Origin of the sequence: Sinobacterium norvegicum (genome assembly GCF_923077115.1) — a bacterium.
Classification (GTDB): domain Bacteria; phylum Pseudomonadota; class Gammaproteobacteria; order Pseudomonadales; family Sinobacteriaceae; genus Sinobacterium; species Sinobacterium norvegicum.
Map to the genome: position 1 here is coordinate 1,777,683 of NZ_CAKLPX010000001.1, position 21,287 is coordinate 1,798,969.

Sequence of the window (21,287 nt, forward strand, 5' to 3'; positions counted from 1 at the left end):
GCCTATATCGATGTATTTATTCCTTGGCGGCGGCCTGCAGTAATTGGGCAAAGCCCATTTTTGCCAGTTGTTGCAACTGCGCTCTGCTATCTAACATTATCGCACCTGCATATGCCAAGGCATTGACCGCTATCCCCTCTACCTCTGGCTGTTTTCTGGGGACCAACCACAGCCAACTTTTACTCATAAGTAAATTATATGGCGGCAGCCAACCGTTTAAATCGACGATGAGACTTAGCCTTGCGACCATGCGGAGATAATTTTGATAGGCAAAATTACCACGCTCTGACACCGAGCCATGCTCGGGCAGCCTCACCGCTAAATGCGGGTAAGGGAACCCCTCAACACAACCGATACTGTCACCAAGCTTGCTTTGATTTAGAATACCCTCAAAGGCGAAATCGCCGCTGTCAGATAACGGAGAACTGATAATCTGTAGGTGTTTATGATTAACACTGGCACCCGATAACTCCGAAGAATTGTAAAATGCCAAGCCGCCGACATTAGACAACATAAAGCTCAGCGAGAAGAAGTCGGCCGGCGTCAGCGGCACAGACTGATCCTCTTCCTCTTTCGCGACCATCAATAAATGCCTGGGCATAACATTGAATTTATTCAATAAACAAACATGCGAAGCCGAGATATCGCCCACATAGAGAGATGGATTATACGGTAGAAAGGGATTGTCTGCTTTGTTAGTCGTCGCCTTGTTTGTTTGCTGTTTACGCAGGCGCGCCATCAGCGGTAGGCCGCAGGACTGAGCCATGGCGCCAGCCGTCGCAATTGTTTGCAGAGCACCACTGGTCTCAGCAACCTCTATGCTGTGTTCAATACGCCGATTGATATTATCCCTACTGAGCTGATAAAAGCCTTCAGTATCAACTGTTGCCATCATAAACAAACTGCTGTTGTTATTTTTTTTATTAGTATCGCATTGCAACAGGGAATAATCGACAATAATCTGTACCCGCCGCCTGAGACCAAGGCATTTCATAGTCAAATAGGCATGACGCTTTCTCGAGACGACGACTCCACAACTGCAGCCAAAAAATGTACAATCCGGCCATCTCCACTCTATTGCCACTCAGTTGCTAAGCTGAATGTGCTTATCTCGTTTTGGTAAAAACCGATGACCAATAAAATTGATCAAATATATGCCGATACCACCGGTAGACCCGCCGACTTTCGCTTTGACGACAAGGTTGCCCAGGTCTTTGCCGATATGATTAGCCGCTCGGTACCCGGCTACGGGCTGACCTTGGATATGATCGGCGTCATCGCCAAGCATTATGTCACCAACAATAGCCACTGCTATGATCTGGGCTGCTCTCTTGGTGCCTCAACCCTGGCCATCAGACACAATATTGAAGCAGTCGACAGCACTATCATCGCCGTCGATAACTCGCCTGCGATGATTGAACAGTGTCGCGCCAACCTGGAATCCAGCCAATCTCTGACACCGGTTGATTTAAGGGCAGAAGATATTCTTGCAACCACCTTCGATAACGCCTCTCTCGTGACGATGAATTTTACCCTACAGTTCATTGCCAGCGAACAACGGCTTGCGCTATTAAGTCGAATTGCCGACGGCATGAATACTGGAGGCGCACTGGTCTTGTCTGAAAAAATTGCCCTGCCCGGCAGTATGGAGCAGGCCTTAATGACTGACCTGCACCATGATTTCAAGGCCGCCATGGGTTACAGCCAGCTAGAGATTGCGCAGAAACGTCAGTCGATCGAGAATGTGCTGATCCCCGATACCATTGAAAGCCATAAAGAGCGGTTACATGAAGCCGGTTTCTCACAGGTGCATGTTTGGTTTCAATGCTTTAACTTCATTTCTTTACTGGCAATCAAATGATCAATTTTGACGAGTTCTTCCGCCAATTGGCCGATAGCGATCACCCCCTGCACCCCTTTGCTGAGCAAATCAATACAACCATTAACAGCATCTACACCCCCTATAGCCACGGCGATGAAATCAGCTGGCAGCAGGCGATTGAACAACTGCCCGAGCTCAGCACCGAATCCACAGATCTCAATAGCTCTGCAGTTACCGCCCGCGGCGCTGTCTCAGAGAACCAGCAACAGCAGCTCCATAAGGCACTGATGGGGCTACATCCATGGCGCAAAGGACCATTTGACCTGTTTGATGTTTACATCGACACGGAATGGCGTTCCGATTGGAAATGGCAACGGGTCGCTGCCCATCTTGGCAGTTTGAGGTATAAGAATATTTTAGATGTGGGCTGTGGCAGCGGGTATCACTGCCTCAGAATGGCTGGCGCAGGCGCTAATACTGTGGTTGGTATTGATCCATCACTTAAATTTCTCTATCAATTTAAAGCCATAAATTACTATACACAAGCCAATAACGTTCACTTGCTGCCGCTGAAAAGTGAACAGTTACCCTACCGTATGCAGTGCTTTGATACCGTCTTCTCGATGGGTGTACTCTACCATCGTAAAAGCCCATTTGAGCACTTAGAAGAGCTCAAATATACACTCAAACCCGGTGGCCAATTAGTACTTGAAACCTTGGTCGTCGATGGTGGACTTCATACCGTACTCGTCCCGGATGACCGCTATGCGCAAATGCGCAATGTATGGTTTTTGCCCAGCTGTGATGAACTACTGCGTTGGGTTGAGCGAGCAGGCTTCATCAACGCCAAGGTAGTCGATGTCGATACCACCAAGCTTGAAGAGCAACGCTCCACCGACTGGATGAATTACCAGTCGTTACAGGATTTTCTCGACCCTAACGATCACGCCAAGACAGTTGAAGGCTATCAGGCCCCCACTAGGGCGACCATTATTGCGACAAGAAAGTGATTAACTGATGCAGTAGCGCATACTGCTGCTTTTCTGTACACCCTCCTAAAGCCACCCTATTGCTCGCCGAAGAGCAGTCACCCCAAGGTTATGCACAGAATTACCCACTGATTCTGTGCATGGCTTTACGCAATTTTGACTGTTCGATATTTAATCAACTTTGTTTGCCTCGCCGATTTCACTCTGGTAGGGTGTTAATGAAGTCATTTATTAACACTGTGTGTAAAAAAACAAAATCAAACCGCAGCGTGATCAATGGCCTGAGCCAGCAATGGTTCAGCGACAGTTTTTTTGAAGTTTTACCAGGGATACGTAGACTCGTATCAGCTAATTATTCAGTTGTAGCCAGCCATATCGATCACAATAACTTTATTGTTTTAATATCGCCGGCCTAAGCAGTGAGGAAAAGCACCATGAAACATCAACACGGTTCTATCGCCATCAATATATCGGCGCTGCTCTTTCTAGTCGCCCTCAGCAGTGTCTGGGCTCAGGCCTTCTTTTGAATTACAACCAATCGGTTAACATAAAACCGAAGCTCAAACGATTAGTGTAATTATCGTAGTCGATTAAACTCTCGCCGTAGCCGTTATAGTACTGGATATAGCCCTTGATATGCCCCGGCAGTGGCAGCGGAAAAGTGTAATCCAGCTGAACGCCGCCATTATTGTCCCCGGTCTGTAAGTTATTACGCACCAAGACTGTTATCGATTGCTGATTGGCAAACTGATATCGCCCCTGCAGCTCGCCATAGCCAAGATAATCGTCAATATCCGGGTTATCGTCGCGGTCCTCATCTTCTTTGATTCGATACCACGGTTTGACAGTAACATAATAAGGGCCGTTCTCGAGGCTAAACTGAGCGAACAATCTATTCCAGCTGCGTGAATACAATGAGCTTCGCCCGTTTGACTGATGGACAAAGCCAATATCAACTTTTTTCAACGTCCAGCCACCCAGCTCAATCTCGGTCTCTAAACTTCCCCACGCCTCAGGCTCATAGTTTGTCTCTCTAAACGGTGCCGATGCATCGCTGTTATAAGCCTGCCACCAGGATGTCTGGGTATAGCCCACATAAAAACCACCGTCTTGACCAAAGAGTGTATTGGACAGTCGAGCCTTTAAGCTCACCTGAAACTTTATTTCAAGCTTATCCAATGCCTCTCTTCCCTCCAGTTCAAGGCCATGTGGTCCGGAGATTTTATCGTTATAACTTATCGGTAAAATATAATTGGGACGGTGCGGTAAAATTGCAAAACGGTTATCTGACTCCCACTTTTCGCTTTCCTCCCGATGATCAAGAGCGTCACTTTGACCGGCAAAGAAACCATCGGTACCATCGCTTTTTTGCTCTTTCGTTAACAACTCTTGACAGACCGCCTCTATCTCATCGACAGTGGTCGAGCCATCGCTGCGATTCAACTGCTCAAGCATGCACTGCTGTCGCGCCTGTTCTTCAATAGCGTGCGCCGAAGCAGCCGCTAAACCAGTCATCATAACCAACGCTAAAGCATGGCTTTTAAGGGGCAACATAAAAAATCCTTATAATTATTTAGGCGATGCTAAAACTTGCATATTTCATCATTTCTGCCATAACAAATACAGACCCTGTCATTCTATTGGCAGTATTTTTCTGTATCAACCCCGCAGAGTTGACTATGGCTATTGGCAGCAGTGACCATCATCAAACGACTCGATTTCGATCTCGACGCAATAGCGTGGATGATATTTACCAAGAGCTGAAAGAGCAAATTCTCCGCTTTCAAATCCCGCCTGGAGCACGTTTAACCGAAACTCAGACAGCTCAGAAATTTGGTGTCAGCCGCACCCCTATTAGGCAGGCTCTGCAGCACTTAGAAACCGACGGACTGTTAGTCATCAGGCCAAAACAAGGCTGCTTTGTCCGAGATATCGACCTAGAGTCAATGCGTCATTATTTTCATTTACGTGAATACCTCGAACAGATGGCGGTAAGAACCGCCTGCCAGAATATGACCGACCATGCGTTACAATCACTTGCCCAACAGTGGCAACCCAATACATTGGCACTGCACAATACTGACAACTTACTTGAGCAAGATGAACGCTTCCATCTACAACTGGCCAGAGGCGGCGGCAACCAGGTGTTGCCTCGCTATTTGCGCGAGCTAAACGGCCATATTCGCCTTATTCGCTACGCCTTAATACAGCAGGATCCTCATCCGGACGACCTTGCTGAAGAACACTTTAACATTGTGCAAGCGCTGCTAGAGCGAGATGAAGACATGGCCTGCCGACGTATGAGCAGACACATCCATTTGCGCACCAGCGCCCTCGACAAGATCGATTTGAGTGGCTTAACGCCGGTGAAGCCAACGCAGCATGATCAGCTGAATTAGTAACCTTCCTGCTCGGTCATCAATGTCATTTGCTCCCTCAACCAGCGGTGATCGGGGCTGTAATGCAATAGCGGACTCCAAACCATTTTCAGCTCGAACGGCGGTATCGCAAAAGGTACCTGGCGAACAACAAACATTGGCGAATCAGCGTATACCTTAGCCAGCTTTCGGGGCAGCGTAGCGACTAAATGCGTCTGTGCAGCCAACAATCCCGCAACCTGATAATGACGAGTAAAGACAGAAATTTTACGCTCTTTACCCATTTGCGCCAGCGTATCGTCGACCCGACCTAGACGCTGAAACTCTCTGGGGCCCATGCCCATTCCCTTACCGATACCGGTTTTGCTGACCCAGATATGGCTGGCTTCGAGGTAGGCTTCAAAAGTGAAATCCTGCGCCAATGGGTTATCCTTATGCATCAAGCAAATGAAGTTATCGTACCATAACGCCTTCTGATAAAAGGCATCAGGTAGATTGCTGAAACGGTTGATCGCCATGTCAACCTTGCCCTGCTCAAGGTCACGAATACTGACGTCCGAAGGCGTCATCATATCAAGACTGATATTCGGCGCGACCTTGTTTAAGTGCGCGCAGAGCCGGGGTAACAGTGTCGCCTCACCATAGTCGCTGGCCATAATACGAAACACCCGATCGCTGGTCTCGGCATTAAACCCTTCAACAGGCTGGACGGTTTTCTCCAACATGGTTAAAGCCTCGCGAATAGAGGGCTTTATCTGCTGTGCTCTTTGGGTCGGCTGCATTCCTTCGCTGGTTCTCACCAACAAAGGGTCATCAAACCAATCTCGAAGCCGTCGCAGACTGTTACTCATCGCCGGCTGCGTAATACCTAAACGCTCCGCTGCACGAGTGACACTGCACTCATCAAGCAAAACATCGAGATATACCAATAGGTTAAGATCCATTTTCTGAACATTCATGGCGATGATACCTGCAATGATAAACATAAATTTTACAAATCATAACAGAAAAACTAAAGTATTCACTACAAACTTTACCGCGGGCCAAAGATAGTAAAGGCTCAAACCATCTCACTCTGTCGGGCTCCCAAGCCCACTAAGCCACATCACCCTTGGTGATGTGGCTTTTTTATTGCCTAATCAAAAACTAACGACACTAATCCTAAGCTAATAACCGGTCTAGTTGATTGGCAAATTGCATCCTATCACTGTGACTCATTGGCGCCTGACCGCCGGACTGAACACCGGAACTACGCAGCGTCTCCATAAAATCCCGCATATTTAATTTCGCACCGATATTATTTTGGGTATAGCGTTCTCCGCGTGAGGTTAATACCAAAGCCGCCTTCTCTATAACCTCTGCCGCCAGCGGAATATCACTGGTAATCACTAAATCTCCTGCCTCGCAACGTCTGACAATTTCATTATCAGCAACATCGAAGCCACCGGAAACTTGCAGGCTGGTAACCCACTTCGACGGAGGCGCAGGCACCAAATGATTGGCAATCATGGTCAGCGGTGTCGCCGTTCGCTCCGCCGCCTTAAATAATATTTCTCGAATCACTTTTGGACAGGCATCAGCATCGACATAGATATGCATTGTTCTTTATCTCTTAAACTATGGGGTTCACACAAAGCGGTTATCTTACCGTCGACTCACCGGAAAAGTTAACGCAAAGTAATTGAATAGCAGGGACAGACTCCTTTTAATACCTTATGATTAACTCAACATGACATGACATGACATGACGAACAATAAAAACGCCCAACACTAAGAGTACCGCTATGAAGCTTTCTCGCTATTTTTTAGCTCTGATTACCATTGCCTGTTCAACATTGGTCTCAGCCAAACAACCCAATATTATCATCATGGTCGCCGATGACCTAGGTTGGGCCGATGTCGGCTTCCATGGCAACATCGAAATCGATACCCCTTCACTGGATAGAATCGCCGCCGAAGGCAGCCAGCTCGACCGTTTCTACACCACCCCTATCTGCTCACCAACACGGGCAGCCTTGATGACCGGCAGAAACCCGATGCGGCTGGGCGTAGCTTATGGCGTCATTATGCCCTGGGATAATACCGGTATTCATCCAGATGAACACTTCATGCCACAGAGCTTTGAAGCCGCGGGCTATCAAACCGCCATGGTTGGTAAGTGGCACCTTGGTCATGCTCAGCAGAGCTATCACCCAAACAGCCGTGGTTTTCAACACTTCTATGGACATCAGCAAACTGAGGTTGGTTTCTACCCGCCTTTCGCCAACCAGGGCGGTAAAGACTTCCAACAAAATGGCGTGTCGATTGATGATCAGGGCTACGAAAGCTATTTACTGGCCGATGAAGTCTCTCGCTATATCGTCGAGCGAGATCAGAGTAAGCCGTTCTTTATCTACATGCCGTTTCTCGCCCCTCATACCCCGCTGGATGCCCCTCAGGAGCTACAGGACAAATATAAAGACATAAATACTGACTTAGCGCCCGCTCGGAGCCCCGACACCGACAACACCCGCACAACAGCCAAAATACTATTACGGCCCAGCGCCAGACCAATGTATGCCGCCGTCGTCGACGGTATGGATCAAGCTATTGGGCGTGTCTTGACAACCCTCGACGAAGAAAAACTGACCGATGATACCATCGTATTGTTCTTCTCTGACAATGGTGGCGCAGCCTACAGCGTTGGTGGTGCCGATAATGTGCCGCTTCGCGGTGGTAAAGGCGATACCTTTGAGGGCGGTATCCGTGTGGTATCCGCTATTCGCTGGCCCGGAAAAATAGCCGCCGGTAGAAAGATGGGGACAATTATGTCGGTGATGGATGTCTTCCCGACACTGTCAGCCGCTGCCGGTATTGAACCGCAAAACCAGCGTAAATTTGACGGCATCAATATGTGGCCGGCCATCGCCGATGGCAAAAAGATTGTGCGCGATGACTACCTGTTTTTTGCCTCTGAAACCCCCATCTATGGCCATTTCAATCTCACCATTTTTAACAACCAGTGGAAGTTGATTCAAGTCGTCGACCAAGATCAGATGTCGACCACCGTGACTAACTACCTATTCGACATCAATAATGACCCCTACGAATATAATAATATCGCCGCTAATCACCCCTCTGTGGTTGCTGATTTAGCGGGCAAGATTCACGATTGGCGGGCACTGTATCCAATCAACGGTACGCGCTCGCACCTTGTACCGCCACCGGGCTGGAGAGCACCAAAGGATTGGGCCGATTATACGATGCCGCTGGACAAACTACAGAATGAGCCCGCACCGGGTATGCCGCCGGCGTTTGCTCTCAGACCGCTGGATAGAATGCATGGAGAGAGAGGGCGTTTAGTCTATGACTGTGAGACCACGTGGTGGTCTCTGGGTTTGTGTATTAAAAATAATTAGCCGGTGATGTCATAAGTGGCTGGACTGTCCAGTCACTTACTCGTCGCCACCAGCCGCTGCTTCGCCACTTGCAGCATGCTGCTCTGCCAGCTTGGCTCGATCGGCTTTGCTGATATATTTCGGCTTATTACTGTTTGCCGTTGCAGTACCCTTGCCCCTGGCGTCCTTCTTTTTGATAATCTGCTTAAGTTTTTTGCGTCTATTCATAATATTACCGCTGCCCGTATTAGTCCTTAACCTTGCCAAAAATAAGCGAGGTATTGATGCCACCAAAGGCAAAATTGTTGTTCATCACGGTATCACAATCAATATCACGACCACCGCCGGTAATATAGTCGATGTCGCCGCATAATGGGTCGATTTGACCGAGATTGATAGTCGGGGCAAACCAGCCTGACTGCATCATTGAAATACTAAACCATGACTCTAGTGCCCCGCAGGCTCCCAGAGTATGCCCCAGATAACTTTTCAACGAACTCAGCGGTGTTCGCTTTCCAAACACCGCCGCGGTCGCCTGACTCTCAGCAATGTCACCCTTGTCTGTCGCCGTGCCGTGGGCACAAATATAACCGATGCTATCGGCGCTGATGTCGGCATCTTGCAGCGCCTGTTCCATCGCTATCTGCATGGTTTCCTGCCTCGGCTGAGTAATATGAGCTGCATCGCAGTTGGTCGCGAAACCCAATACCTCAGCGTAAATCGTCGCACCGCGATCCTTGGCATGCTGATACTCTTCCAAAATTAAGGTGCCGGCTCCCTCGCCGATAACAAGACCATCACGCTGTCGATCAAAAGGTCTTGGGGTCGAGTGCGGAGCATCATTGGCAATACTGGTAGCATACAGGGTATCAAATACCGCCGACTCGGTTGGGCAGAGCTCTTCCGCTCCGCCAGCAACCATAATCGTTTGCTTGCCATATTTGATCGCCTCATAAGCATAGCCGATGCCCTGACTGCCCGAGGTGCAAGCACTGCTGGTGGTTATTACCCGGCCCCGCAAACCAAAAAACAGACTGATGTTGACCGCCGTCGTATGCCCCATCATCTTAATGTAGGTCGAGGAGGTAATCTTGCCGGTGTTATTTTCAATCAACATGGCGCCGAAGTCTTTAATCGCATCGGTTGAGCCGGTAGACGAGCCATAGGCAACGCCCACCTGGCCACTCTCCAATATTGGATCCGCTAACAAGCCAGCATCGGTTAAAGCTGCCTCTGTCGCAACCACAGCCATTTTGGATACTCGCCCCATGGCGCGGGTCTTCTTACGCGGGTAATTTTTTGGCATTTCGAAATCATTGATCGGTGCTGCCAAGCGAGTATTTAAGCCCTTGTAACAGTCCCACTCATCCATCGTCACGACGGCATTTTTTCCCTCGCGAAAACGCGCTTCGATGGCCAGCCAATCTGCCCCCAAGGCAGTAATACCCGACATACCTGTCACTACAACACGCTTGGTCATATCATGCCCCCATTAATTGAAATCACCTGACGAGTTACATAAGCGGCATTATCCGACATCAAATAACTTACCAAGCCAGCCACCTCTTCTGGTTCTCCCATTCGCTTTAACGGGATCATTTCCATCGCATGCTGTTTAACATGGTCTTCAACCATGCCCGTATCAATTAAGCCTGGCGCGACACAGTTAACGGTTATTTTCCGCTTAGCTAATTCTAACGACAACGCCTTTGTAGCGCCGATAATACCGGCCTTGGCTGCAGAATAGTTTGTCTGCCCCCGGTTACCCATCAACCCAGAAACCGAGGCCAGCGTGACAATGCGGCCACCTTTTCTGCCCTGTACCATCGGCATAACACAGGGGTGGATTACATTATAAAAACTATCGAGGTTGGTATGGATGACGCTGTCCCAATCATCCTCGCTCATCATCGGGAAGGCCGTGTCCCTGGTAATACCGGCGTTACTGACAATGCCATAAAAGTAACCATTATCAGCAATATCCTGCTCCAACACCTGACGGCATTGTTGCCGTTGGCTGATATCGAATTGCATTATTTGTGCCTGACCGCCGAGTTCAACAATAGCCGCCTGTGTCATTTCTGCACCGCTCTTATCGCCCATGTAATGAACGACGACAGCAAAACCATCCCGAGCCAATTGCAGGGCCACTGCCCGTCCGATACCCTTACTCGCCCCCGTTACCAGCACACGACGCTGCCCCATCTTAATCTCCTTTAATCATCTTATTAAGTTGCTCTTCATCGGGTAAATAGGCGGTTAGCTTGGCCTCTGCCAACACCTCTCCCTGCAACGTTATAGTACATTCAAACACCGACATGCCCGCATCTTGCAGCAGCTCTTGGCCGTGTATTTTCAACTCACTGCCCAGGGGAAAAACATCCGTATGGCTGCGATATTTACGTGTGCCCAATAAAAAGCCGACGCCAATGGGTCGCTGCTCAGCCAGGGCTGTTGCACCCGACCATGCCGCCACCGACTGGGCCATAATCTCTAAGCCGACCCAAGCGGGCAAACCGTCTCGATCGGCAAAGGCTAACGATTCCGTCACGGTAACAGAACAGTCGACACTGTTTTTTGTGAAACCGTCGAGGCGATCGAGCAACACCATGGGTGGCCGGTGCGGTATTACCTGCTCAATGTGATAGTTACTCACGTTAATCATCTCTCTGCTGTTTTGCCAAAATCACACTGACATTGTTACCGCCGAAGGCAAATGAATTTGACAGCACATAGCGCCCCTCTATCTTCTCGCCTGTCGCCAGTTTTATTGGCGCCAGATCGGTGTCTCGCTCCCCTGCAGCCAAATCATTATGCGCCGGCGCGAAGGGCTCATCCGCCATCAACGCCAGATAACACAGCCCGACCTCCTGCGCTGCAGCAGCACCCAGGGTATGCCCGATCATCGATTTCGTTGAGCTGCAGGGCACATCAGCGCCAAACAATCGGTATACCGCTGCCGATTCCATTGCATCATTGAGCGGTGTCGCCGTGCCGTGCAAATTGATGTAGTCAATTTGATCGGGGGCAATATTCGCCAATGATAGCGCCTTTCTCATCGCCTCCTCTGCACCGCTGCCATCCGGACAGGGGGCCGAGATGTGATGCGCATCCGAACTGTCACCGACTGCCACAACCGCCACATCGCTGGGCTCACGAGTCAATAAAAATAGCGCTGCGCCCTCACCAATGGAAATACCATTCCGGTGCTTTGCCATCGGCCTGCACAGGTCAGCCGATAGCGAGTCCAATGCATTAAAACCATTGAGTGTTAGCTGGCAAAGGCTGTCGACCCCCCCGGCAATCACCGCATCAACCAAGCCTGACGAGAGTAAGCGCTGAGCACTGAGTAACGCTCTTCCGCTCGAGGAGCAGGCTGTAGAAATGGTATAAGCCGGGCCAGCGAGATTAAGATGATGTTTGAGGAATTCTGACAATCCCCCTATCTCAGCCTGTGAATAGTGGAAGCCTGCGCCAACACTCCCGCTACGCTGTACCGCTTCGAAAGCACCTTCGGCACAGTCGACACCCGAGGTGCTGGTGCCTGTAACCACCGCTATACGATCGCGACCAAAACGTTCAACCGCGCGATCGAATGCCGGCCGAAACTGATCGAGTGCCGCTATGGCTAAACGATTATTGCGGCAGTTATGCTGAAGCCCCTCTATCACGGGTAACTCAGCGGCGACCTTGCCAACATAACAGGCTTGATTAGCCAGCAGATACTGCGTATCTAAGACCATCCCATCGCGTTGGTTAGTCAGCAGCGCCGAGGCAACCTCGGCGCTATTAGCACCGAGGGCATTGAGTACACCTAAGCCGTGGATATAGGCAGGTTTGAGAGAATTATTGCTCTTCATCTATCGGATTGATGGCCAAGTGGTAATTAAATTGAAGCTGTTCTAAAGTTAGCGAACTATACCATCGTTGACTGGCTTCGCCATGATATTTAATGCGATAAACGGGCTCGCCATCGGCGCGGGAAACCAATCTCTGCCGGCCATCATCAGCCATTACCCAGCCCTGTTGCTGCAAATAAGGCTGCCAACTCGCCATCGGCCATAACGCCAACATAATATCTTTCAGTACCTGTTCCGCACGAATATCAACACCGGGCATCATCAACTGCTGCTGGCGAATGGTCTCACCATCGTATTCAGCCGACATCAAACGAATACCACTGGGGTGCAGGACAACCACAGTGAGGTGATCGGCATTGACCTCTATACTGGCGATTAATAACTGTTGCGTTTCATTGTGCTGAACTTGAATCAACTGTTGAAAAGAACCGGTTACATTGGCATCGGCAGGTGCTGGCAGCAACAGTGAGGGGCTGAGTCTGGGCGAGACACAACCAACAAGCACCAGTGTTAGAGCCAGAATAATATAACAGCGGTTAATCATTCATCACACCAGCATAGCTATTGTCGCTGGCCGCCATTGGCGAAAATAGCCAAGCGACAACAATCCCAATAGCAACGGCCAAGCCAAAATCACTGATTGCAGCGGTCTGACTCAGAGCCAACAAGCCAAACGACAGCAGTGTTGTCATCGCTGCCAAGGTTGTCGCCACCAATGTCGATAGCTGCCACTGGTCGGCCTCGGCAAAAAACAGGGTGTAATCAATACCAATGCCCAATACCAAGACCATGGCCAGCATTGCAAATACATTGATTTCTATACCCAACAACACCATGGTGGCCAACGATATAGTCGTCGCTGCCACCGGGGCCAACATCAATTGTGGCAGCCGGGCAAAACCATAGCGCACCGCGAGAATTACCATGACAAAGCCATAGGCAACAAATAAAAGGCTGGTCACTAACGTACGAATGTTGCCCAGCAACGAAGATAGCGATGAGGCCCTATCAATATATTCGACGCCATCATGATCACTGGCCACCTGCTTTAACCAGTTTTTATTATCGACGCCGTGCAGTTGAATAATACTAAACACCGGTTCACCGTCAGCTAATTCATCCGCCGATAACCAGAGGTCTCGCCAACCATCAGCCGCCTCACTATCGATCCAGCTTTGAAACAACAGCGGCGCATTACTCTTTGGCGAGGCAAGTTGATCGGCACCGAGGTCTGTCTTCAGGTGAGCCAATTGCTCAAGCATAAGACGCTGCTGCAGCTGATTATCTTCGAGTTGTCGCTGTTGAGAGGGGACCGGTATGGCTCGAAAGCCCTTAAGCCAGCCGTCGCTGACCAATTTCTGCAGGCTATCGGCGGTCGCCTCAGTGCGCTGCAACATCTGCTCTAAATTATCGCCGCCGACAATTAAAAACGTGGTCGATATATCACTGGCCGTTACTCTAGTAATCATCTGCTGTTGCTCAACCAGTTCTGGCGACAGTGTTTGTAGCGAATGAATATCATCATCGATCTGCCAGCCCGGCCAAACTGTCACCACTAACAGAGCCGCTACTGGCGCAAGCCAAAGAAAACGGCGGTATCGGGCAACCGACTGACACCAACGCAGCCAAGCCCACAACACCTTTTTACCGAACACGCCTGACAATGCCGGTTTGACAATCCAATAGGGGTAGCACAAAACCACTGTCAGCCAAGCGCTGATTAACCCAACAATAGCGAACACAGCCATTTGCTGTATCCCCGGTAGCGGGGTAAAAAGCAGCGACAGATAGGCCAGCGAGCTGGTCAATAATGCCAGGCTAATCGCCGGGTAAATACTTGCCATCGATTTTTTAGCCTGCCAATCGGTACCACCACATTGCCGGTGGGCGAAAAAGTGAAAGGCGTAATCTATCGACACGCCGATAATAGCGGAGCCAAAGACCAGGGCAAAAATATGTATTTTGCCAAACAATAACAGGGTGAAAACCAGTGCCGTCACAATACCGCAGGCGATAGATAGCAGGCTAAAAAAGATCGGCATTAACGAGCGAAATGCTATCAGCATCAGCACAATAATGCCGATAACCGAACCCACACCAATCCGACTAACATCGTACTGGCCACCGGCCATACCCTCTGCCGCATAGAAGAACACGCCGGTATGCTTGAACTCACTGTTGGGCTGGGCCTGTTGACTGGCGGCAGTGATAGCCTCAACCTGCGCAATCGCTTCGGCACTGTTAAAGAGATTGGGGGCAACCGCCATCTTGCCCCGCATCAACAGCCAAAACTTGCCGTCATACTGTGAGATAATATAACTGTCGCGCCACTCCACCGCTCCACCACTATGATTCATCGTTAGAATGTAATCACGAAATAACAAAAAGGGATCGCTCAGCAACTCACTACTACTAACTCCAGAAAAACCTGAATAAACCTGACTGATAGCCTGCTGAGTAAGTTGCGATGAAAGCCCTTGAGAAATCAAATGGCGCTGCTCTGTGGTGAGCAACAGGCTGCGATAAGGGTACCAGAATTTATATATTTTCTGTTGCTGCTCGAGCGGCCACTCCAACTGCATTTCTTTGAATAAGCCACTTTCCAGCAAGGCTCTTCGATACTGAATCGCCGTTTGCTCTGCCGCTTCAAAACTATCGCCAGACACCATAAATACCACTTCCGGCGATACATTTTCATTATAGTGTTCGATGGCTGTACGCAGATTTTGACTTCCTTGCTGCTGCGGCAACAAGGCAAAAACATCGGCATCGACAACCAAGCCTCTGTTGCTCATAGCAACCAAAAGCAGCAGCATGCAGGCAACAAAGCCCAGCCATAATCGCATTTTATTGACACCAAACACGTTCTTCCTCCGGCCACTGCTGAGCAATGTCGGCATTATTGAGCAACAACTGGCTGAACACAATCAAGGTGCTGTCGCCACGCCTTTCATTCAGCTGTATTGATTGCATAACATCGCCATGGCCAGCCACATCAATAGTGGTAAAAATACCCGTGAACGGCGGCTGCTTTGGCGTCAGCATAATCTCCCAATGCTCAACATCACCTTTCAGTACCGGGGTAAAATTTGTTTGAATAGCCGCCATGTCGCCACTCATTAAAGCCGTTATAAATGACAGCGCATTGAACATCAGAGGGTTTTCTAGCGAGGTCGATATCTGCACCTCACCGCCTGCAACTTGTTGAGCAATATATTGCTGTTTAATGCACAATTTACTGCTGAAAGGTGTTTTCTGCAGCCAAAAAAGCTGATGTTCAGCATCGATTAAAAATGCTCCTTGCGTGATCAGCGGTCGGCTTAGCATCGGCATTGTCTTGGTCTGCTCGAAGCGACCAGCGAGGGGGATTTGATCGGCAATAACGTCAAAACGCCGCTGCAATTCGATATTGTATGGCTCAGCGCCGATGAATGGACTGAGCAGTAACAGCAAAATACATTGAACGCAGCGCATTATTCCGGTGGCTCCAGCGACAGTTTTTCGAATAAAACAGCCGGTGAACGGTAACACATTTCACCACTGCTATTATCGACAGCTACCTGAATAGTATAGCCTTTGGTAATGATTTCAGCCTCACTGTTACGAATTTCATAATTCAGCTTGAGCCGATTTTCATACTCTGCCAACGTCGCCGTCACCGTCACCACCTGTTCAAAGAAAGCAGAGCGCAAATATTTTACCCGGGTATCAACCACCGGCCAGGTATAACCCGACTCAGTCATCGTACGATAGTTATAATCGATCTGATCCAACAGCTGGCAGCGGGCCACTTCAAAATAACGAAAATAATTACCATGCCACACCACCCCCATTGGATCGGTATCGTGAAAAGGTATTTTAATCTCGACTACGGCGGTCACCGGCTTATTCATACAGTGACCAGTGCTGCTGTTGAATTTGCTGACAAAGCTGCTTGAGTTCATGTTCCAGCGGCCTATCTTCATCGATCAATGGGTGCTCAGATTTAAGCTGATGATAGAAATCCAGTACTGCAGGGGTCAATTGAGACTCTTGTAATTCACCGTGTTTAATACGCAATTCAAAGGCCTGCCTTACCGCCAACAACAGCGCGGCGGTCACCTGCTCAGTTAGCGTAAGTACTCTCAGGCAGTCGCGGCTGGCAATCGTCCCCATGCTCACCTTGTCCTGGTTATGACACTCCGTCGAGCGGGAGAAAACACTGGCCGGCATGGTATTCTTTAACGCTTCGGCAGCCCAAGCACTGGTACCTATCTGCACCGCTTTCATACCGTGATTGAGCGGGGCCCGTTCGCTCTCGCTGCCGCTAAGATTAGAGGGTAGACCGTTGTTATAACGGGTATCCATCAGCAATGCCATTTGCCGGTCGAGTAAATCCGCCAAATTGGCAACCGCGGTTTTCATACTGTCCATTGCCATTGCTATGTGACCACCATAAAAGTGGCCGCCGTGCATCACATGCTCACCAACACCGTCAATCAGCGGGTTATCATTGGCACTGTTCAACTCATTTTCAATCATCTGCCTAAACCATGGCAGGCTGTCTTCTAACACCCCAATGACATGCGGAGCACAGCGGATGGAATAGCGATCCTGTAGCCGGCTGCTATTACGCGGAAGCTCTAGACTTTCTATATCATTGCGAATGCGGCTGGCAATTTGCTGCTGGCCAGGGTGTGGCTTAACCTCGAATAACTTTTTATCAAAGTGAAAGGCATTACCCTGTAAACCAATACAGGCCATGGCGGTAATGCGAGAGCACAGCTTACCTAAGTAATCGGCACGGCTGTATGCCAACGCTGCCAACCCCGTCATAACAGCCGTGCCATTCATAATGGCCAGTGCTTCTTTCGGGCGCAGTTTTATCGGTGTCAGGCCATGCTGTTCAAAGGCCTCTTTTGCCGTCACTAATCGATCTTCGCTCCACACATCACGCTCACCAATTAATACCGCAGCAAGGTAACTCAGCGGCGTTAAATCACCACTGGCGCCGACGGAGCCCTCGCTGGGGATGCGTGGCGGTAAATCTTTGATCAACAGCTCAACCAGCAATTCTAACAGCTCAAAACTGACACCGGAGTATCCCTGAGTCAGCGATGCTAACCGGGCTGCTACGACTGCTCGAGATTGTTCGGGTGATAAATCATCACCCAAGCCACAACCATGAAAGCGTGACAGGTGGACCGGCAGTTCGCTGACTAAATCGGCAGGTACTTGGTTGACACAGGAGTCGCCATAGCCGGTGGTGACGCCGTAAATAACCCCATCTTCCTCGAGCAGGCTGTCGAGAAACGCTAGCGCCTTAGTTATTTTGTCAGTGAATTCATTATCTGTGCTCAGCTGCGGCAACGCTTTATTTTGCGCCAGCGCCACAACCTCTTCGATAGTAATTCTTCGGCTACCAAAGCAAATCTTATCCATCATTTTTACGGCCACTCAAATTCCAAAAATCAAAAAAATTAAACCACTGTAACGGCGCTTGTCGACAATAATTTTCCAATCTGTCTGCGTAGCGCTCGACCGCGGTTGCTAATGCCTGCTGTCGTTCTTTACGGGGTAATATCAGAGGGTTGGCAAATGCCTCAAACGACAATTGATAACGCTTATTATTCTTTAAGCCAAAGATTAAATAGACCGGACAGGCTAACAATGAGGCCAAAATAAACGGTCCTTGGGCAAACGGCGCCGGTCGCCCTAGAAAGCTCTGCCAAACCACCCGTTGCTCATTGGTCGTCGACGTTCTATCGCCAACAATCACCACCCACTCCCCCGCATCAATCTTTTGCTTGAGCATGATGATAGTTTCGGGGCCGATGTTCGACACCGGCAATAAGTTTACCGACGAATCAGGGTTGATCTGCGCCATGACGCGGTTAAAGCTTTCCGCATGCTCAGTAAATACCACGGCATTCACCGTAATACCTTGGTAGCCATCTGACAGGGCTCGGCAAAGCTCTATATTCCCCAGATGAGAACCTAACAATAACAGCCCCTGCTGTCGCTCTCGATGGGCGAGGATCTCGTTGCGAACTGCCGGCGTTAAGATATCGACATCGTCAATTGTTACGCCGCCAGACCATGCCGACAATTTGTCCAGCATGCATTCACCAAAGCTTAGAAAATGCTGAAAACTCGATAACTTACCCTGACCAGGGTCGAAGCTTTGTAGCTGTTTAATGTATTGAGTAGAGGCCAATCTAGCCTGCTTCGCACTCAGGTAGTAATACCCCATCACCGGCTTGAGCATTAACGAAAACGCCCTGCGACCCAATATATTGTAAAGTCCAAGCATAAACTTAATGCCCAGCACACTGCCACGCTCGGCCATCGACGACCAGTGCTGCTGGCGATTTCTCCCGGCTATCTTACGGGCTAACAACCTTGGACTGCGAGCTAACATGCCTAAGAATAATCGGCTGTGCATATAGCTGAGTCGGACGTTATCCCACAGCGCATCGAAGTGAGAGAGGCCATCGTCGGGGTAAATCACCCGCGTATCGATGAAATCGACCTCACAACCCTGCCAATATAAGCGCACCAAAACTTCAATATCGAAATCCATCCGCCGACCAAGTTCGACCTTTTCAAGCAGCGCAATAACCGCCGACAGCGGATAAACCCGGTAACCACACATGGTGTCTTTGAGGTCAAAAGAAAGCGTCTCTAACCACACCCAGAAATGGGTGATATAACGGCCATACAAGCGCGACTTGGGTACCGATTCATCATAGACTGGGCGACCGGAAATAACTCGGTTGGGCGCGGCCTCAGAGGCCGCTAAAAATCGAGGAATATCAGCGCTGTCATGCTGACCATCGGCATCAATTTGTAGACTGTGAGTAAACCCCATCGCCGCGGCTTTTTGTAGCCCGGCCATTACCGCTGCACCTTTACCGCCGTTGACGGCCAACGTCACCAACGTCATATCAGAGTACTGCTGCGATAACTGCGCCAAACGCTGTTTAGTCGTTTGATCTGAGCCGTCATCAACCACAATAACCGGCAGCGAATAAGCACTGACCCGCGCCACCGTATCACCAATTGTTTGGTGATGATTGAAAATGGGAATGACTACACAGTAGTTAGCCTGGGTAATCATAATGCCGCCAGACTAATGCGACCGCTGCTGTATACCGCGTCTTCGAAGCTATAGCGAAACTGCAACTGACGCTTGTGAGGCAGCCAAACCAGCTTGAGTACACAGTGGCGACCCGGTTGAAGTAGCTGTTGGAACTTCACCACATCCATGGCGTTAAAACGTCCCACCACAGCAAGGTAATCGGCGGCAAGACGAATAGCCCAATCAATCTGCGCAACACCCGGCACCACCGCCACATCAGGGAAATGTCCTGCGACACAGGCAATATCCTGATCGATATACAACCTTAACTCTGCGCTGTCACCGTCGACCGTTGTCGCTACAATCTGGGGGTAGGGGTTATTCATGATCAAACAACTTAATAATGTCCTGTTTTATTATCTTACCCTGGGCATTATAAGGCAGCCGGGGCAAAAAACGAAAACGCCGTGGTATCGCCACTGGCTCAACATCATGACGCAGCTGCTGACGCAGATACCGGGTCAGGCGATACCGCCCTTCGCTCTCCAACATTGCCTGCCCCGATGCTGTCAGCACCACCACGGCCACGATTTCATCGCGCTTTGCCAGCGTGAACATGGCAGTATGACTTTGCGCTATCTCAGCCAGAGCCGATAGATGATGATTAATATCCAGCAACGAAACTCGTTTCTCAGCGATTTTGACCACGCTGTCACTTCGCCCGCGATGAACAAATTGCCCGCTGCCGACCAACTCCACCAGGTCATCCATCTGCCAGGGTTGTTGTTGCGCGCTGATAAATGGCGACTCAATTAACAGACGACCTTCTGACATGGTTGCTGAAATGCCAGCAAAACATCGCCAGGGACTCGACGAATCCTGCTGCACTCGCCAGGCGACACCTCCGGTCTCACTGCTGCCGAAGACCTCGATAGGGCGACGTCTCAAAACCTCACCGCATTTTTTGCTCGCTGCCAGGCTCAACGGCCCACCTGAACTGAAAACGGTACCATAAGCCTGGCCACTGGCATCGCTTTCATCCAAACGGCTCAACAGCGCCGGACTGGCGACCAATACACGGTGCTTGGCAGCCTTGGCAACAACCTGCTCAGGGTAAAGCATGCTGTGGCTGCTCATGACTCTGCCCGCGGTTAAGGGCCACAATAATCGAAACAATAAACCATAAATATGCTGACCACTGACACTGGCAACGATCTCGCTATCGCCCAACAGGCTGCCCCATTGCTGTTCGAGCACTTCCACCTCTCGCAGCAAAAACAATAACGGCTTGTTAATCGCCTTCGGCATACCACTCGAGCCGGAGGTAAATACCGTGAGTTCGGCCCTATTCTCGTCGCCTCGCTGATTCAACCGGCTCAGTAATACTGACTGAGCGTGAGCGCTACCGGCGCCAGCTAGAGCATATAAATCAGATCCGACAAGAGTGATGGCTGCCCGATGCTTCAGCGGCTGATCGGTGATTAAACCCACCGCCTGCCCACTCAGTTTATCGATGGCCCCCTGCCGACTACTCACCGGTAACAGTGGTTTCTCACCGTCGATGACCAGCGCTAAAAACGCCGCCAAGAATAACAAATTGTCATCGAATGACAGCAGCCAAGATGCGCTCGAACCAGCACCGGCACCGGCACAAACAGATTTTTTCTGCTGAAGCAACACAACCAACTGCCATAATTGACCATAATCAACCGCCTGCCCCTGCTCACCACACGCAATTATCTGGGTCACAGGGCGCTGCAACAACCGTGTTAACCAATGATCAATCTTGTTCATAGTATCT

21 protein-coding genes are annotated in these 21,287 nt (G+C 49.9%); 4 read left to right on the forward strand and 17 right to left on the reverse strand.

Going from position 1 to position 21,287, the window contains the following annotated elements:
- Window positions 1–16 precede the first annotated feature (16 nt).
- Window positions 17–895 (reverse strand): ATP adenylyltransferase family protein, encoded by an 879-nt coding sequence (locus tag L9P87_RS07965; RefSeq protein WP_237444145.1) that lies wholly within the window; start codon window positions 893–895, stop codon window positions 17–19.
- A 234-nt stretch (window positions 896–1,129) separates the two neighbouring features.
- Between L9P87_RS07965 and cmoA the strand changes: the two genes are divergently transcribed.
- Together cmoA and cmoB are read left to right on the forward strand one after the other, a co-directional pair.
- Window positions 1,130–1,861: a carboxy-S-adenosyl-L-methionine synthase CmoA gene (gene cmoA, locus L9P87_RS07970; protein WP_237444146.1), complete on the forward strand. Its 732-nt coding sequence runs from the start codon at window positions 1,130–1,132 to the stop codon at window positions 1,859–1,861.
- Complete coding sequence (gene cmoB / locus L9P87_RS07975) at window positions 1,858–2,832, forward strand: tRNA 5-methoxyuridine(34)/uridine 5-oxyacetic acid(34) synthase CmoB (RefSeq protein WP_237444147.1); 975 nt, start codon at window positions 1,858–1,860, stop codon at window positions 2,830–2,832. The genes cmoA and cmoB overlap by 4 nt, the downstream gene beginning before the upstream one ends.
- A gap of 507 nt (window positions 2,833–3,339) precedes the next feature.
- On the opposite strand, the gene L9P87_RS07980 is transcribed toward cmoB, so the two are convergent.
- A complete protein-coding gene (locus L9P87_RS07980; protein WP_237444148.1) occupies window positions 3,340–4,365 on the reverse strand; it encodes a phospholipase A in 1,026 nt (341 codons plus the stop codon).
- A gap of 125 nt (window positions 4,366–4,490) precedes the next feature.
- Between L9P87_RS07980 and L9P87_RS07985 the strand changes: the two genes are divergently transcribed.
- A complete protein-coding gene (locus L9P87_RS07985; protein ID WP_237444149.1) occupies window positions 4,491–5,210 on the forward strand; it encodes a GntR family transcriptional regulator in 720 nt (239 codons plus the stop codon).
- Here the strand turns inward: L9P87_RS07985 and L9P87_RS07990 are convergent.
- Together L9P87_RS07990 and L9P87_RS07995 are read right to left on the reverse strand one after the other, a co-directional pair.
- Window positions 5,207–6,148: a LysR family transcriptional regulator gene (locus L9P87_RS07990; protein WP_237444150.1), complete on the reverse strand. Its 942-nt coding sequence runs from the start codon at window positions 6,146–6,148 to the stop codon at window positions 5,207–5,209. The two genes, L9P87_RS07985 and L9P87_RS07990, sit on opposite strands and share 4 nt — an antisense overlap.
- Before the next feature lie 202 nt (window positions 6,149–6,350).
- Window positions 6,351–6,788 (reverse strand): YaiI/YqxD family protein, encoded by a 438-nt coding sequence (locus L9P87_RS07995; RefSeq protein ID WP_237444151.1) that lies wholly within the window; start codon window positions 6,786–6,788, stop codon window positions 6,351–6,353.
- A 185-nt stretch (window positions 6,789–6,973) separates the two neighbouring features.
- On the opposite strand from L9P87_RS07995, the gene L9P87_RS08000 reads away from it, so the two are divergent.
- Window positions 6,974–8,587, forward strand: coding sequence for a sulfatase-like hydrolase/transferase (locus tag L9P87_RS08000; protein ID WP_237444152.1), 1,614 nt, complete (start codon window positions 6,974–6,976; stop codon window positions 8,585–8,587).
- A 36-nt stretch (window positions 8,588–8,623) separates the two neighbouring features.
- Here the strand turns inward: L9P87_RS08000 and L9P87_RS08005 are convergent, their stop codons facing one another.
- From L9P87_RS08005 to L9P87_RS08065, 13 genes are read right to left on the reverse strand one after another with little or no spacing between them, the layout of a single operon-like run.
- Entirely contained in the window at window positions 8,624–8,794 is a 171-nt protein-coding gene (locus tag L9P87_RS08005; RefSeq protein ID WP_237444153.1) for a DUF2986 domain-containing protein, read from the reverse strand.
- A gap of 19 nt (window positions 8,795–8,813) precedes the next feature.
- Complete coding sequence (locus L9P87_RS08010; protein WP_237444154.1) at window positions 8,814–10,046, reverse strand: beta-ketoacyl-ACP synthase; 1,233 nt, start codon at window positions 10,044–10,046, stop codon at window positions 8,814–8,816.
- Window positions 10,043–10,771, reverse strand: a complete 729-nt coding sequence (locus L9P87_RS08015) for a 3-ketoacyl-ACP reductase FabG2 (RefSeq protein ID WP_237444155.1) — start codon at window positions 10,769–10,771, stop codon at window positions 10,043–10,045. Before L9P87_RS08015 ends, L9P87_RS08010 begins: the two co-directional genes overlap by 4 nt.
- Before the next feature lies 1 nt (window position 10,772).
- Window positions 10,773–11,222, reverse strand: a complete 450-nt coding sequence (locus tag L9P87_RS08020) for a hotdog family protein (RefSeq protein WP_237444156.1) — start codon at window positions 11,220–11,222, stop codon at window positions 10,773–10,775.
- Window position 11,223: 1 nt separating this feature from the next.
- Window positions 11,224–12,426 carry a beta-ketoacyl-[acyl-carrier-protein] synthase family protein gene (locus tag L9P87_RS08025; RefSeq protein WP_237444157.1) on the reverse strand — a complete coding sequence of 401 codons (1,203 nt, stop codon included), beginning with the start codon at window positions 12,424–12,426 and terminating at the stop codon, window positions 11,224–11,226.
- Window positions 12,413–12,970, reverse strand: a complete 558-nt coding sequence (locus L9P87_RS08030; RefSeq protein WP_237444158.1) for a DUF3261 domain-containing protein — start codon at window positions 12,968–12,970, stop codon at window positions 12,413–12,415. Before L9P87_RS08030 ends, L9P87_RS08025 begins: the two co-directional genes overlap by 14 nt.
- Window positions 12,963–15,272, reverse strand: a complete 2,310-nt coding sequence (locus L9P87_RS08035) for an MMPL family transporter (RefSeq protein ID WP_237444159.1) — start codon at window positions 15,270–15,272, stop codon at window positions 12,963–12,965. Before L9P87_RS08035 ends, L9P87_RS08030 begins: the two co-directional genes overlap by 8 nt.
- 1 nt (window position 15,273) lies before the next feature.
- Window positions 15,274–15,900, reverse strand: coding sequence for an outer membrane lipoprotein carrier protein LolA (locus tag L9P87_RS08040; RefSeq protein WP_237444160.1), 627 nt, complete (start codon window positions 15,898–15,900; stop codon window positions 15,274–15,276).
- Complete coding sequence (locus L9P87_RS08045) at window positions 15,900–16,319, reverse strand: acyl-CoA thioesterase (RefSeq protein WP_354001884.1); 420 nt, start codon at window positions 16,317–16,319, stop codon at window positions 15,900–15,902. Before L9P87_RS08045 ends, L9P87_RS08040 begins: the two co-directional genes overlap by 1 nt.
- Window positions 16,312–17,862, reverse strand: a complete 1,551-nt coding sequence (locus L9P87_RS08050; RefSeq protein ID WP_237444161.1) for an HAL/PAL/TAL family ammonia-lyase — start codon at window positions 17,860–17,862, stop codon at window positions 16,312–16,314. The genes L9P87_RS08045 and L9P87_RS08050 overlap by 8 nt, the downstream gene beginning before the upstream one ends.
- Entirely contained in the window at window positions 17,840–19,525 is a 1,686-nt protein-coding gene (locus L9P87_RS08055) for a glycosyltransferase family 2 protein (RefSeq protein WP_237444162.1), read from the reverse strand. Before L9P87_RS08055 ends, L9P87_RS08050 begins: the two co-directional genes overlap by 23 nt.
- Entirely contained in the window at window positions 19,522–19,872 is a 351-nt protein-coding gene (locus tag L9P87_RS08060) for an ApeI family dehydratase (RefSeq protein WP_237444163.1), read from the reverse strand. Before L9P87_RS08060 ends, L9P87_RS08055 begins: the two co-directional genes overlap by 4 nt.
- Complete coding sequence (locus L9P87_RS08065; protein WP_237444164.1) at window positions 19,865–21,280, reverse strand: AMP-binding protein; 1,416 nt, start codon at window positions 21,278–21,280, stop codon at window positions 19,865–19,867. The genes L9P87_RS08060 and L9P87_RS08065 overlap by 8 nt, the downstream gene beginning before the upstream one ends.
- Window positions 21,281–21,287 lie beyond the last annotated feature (7 nt).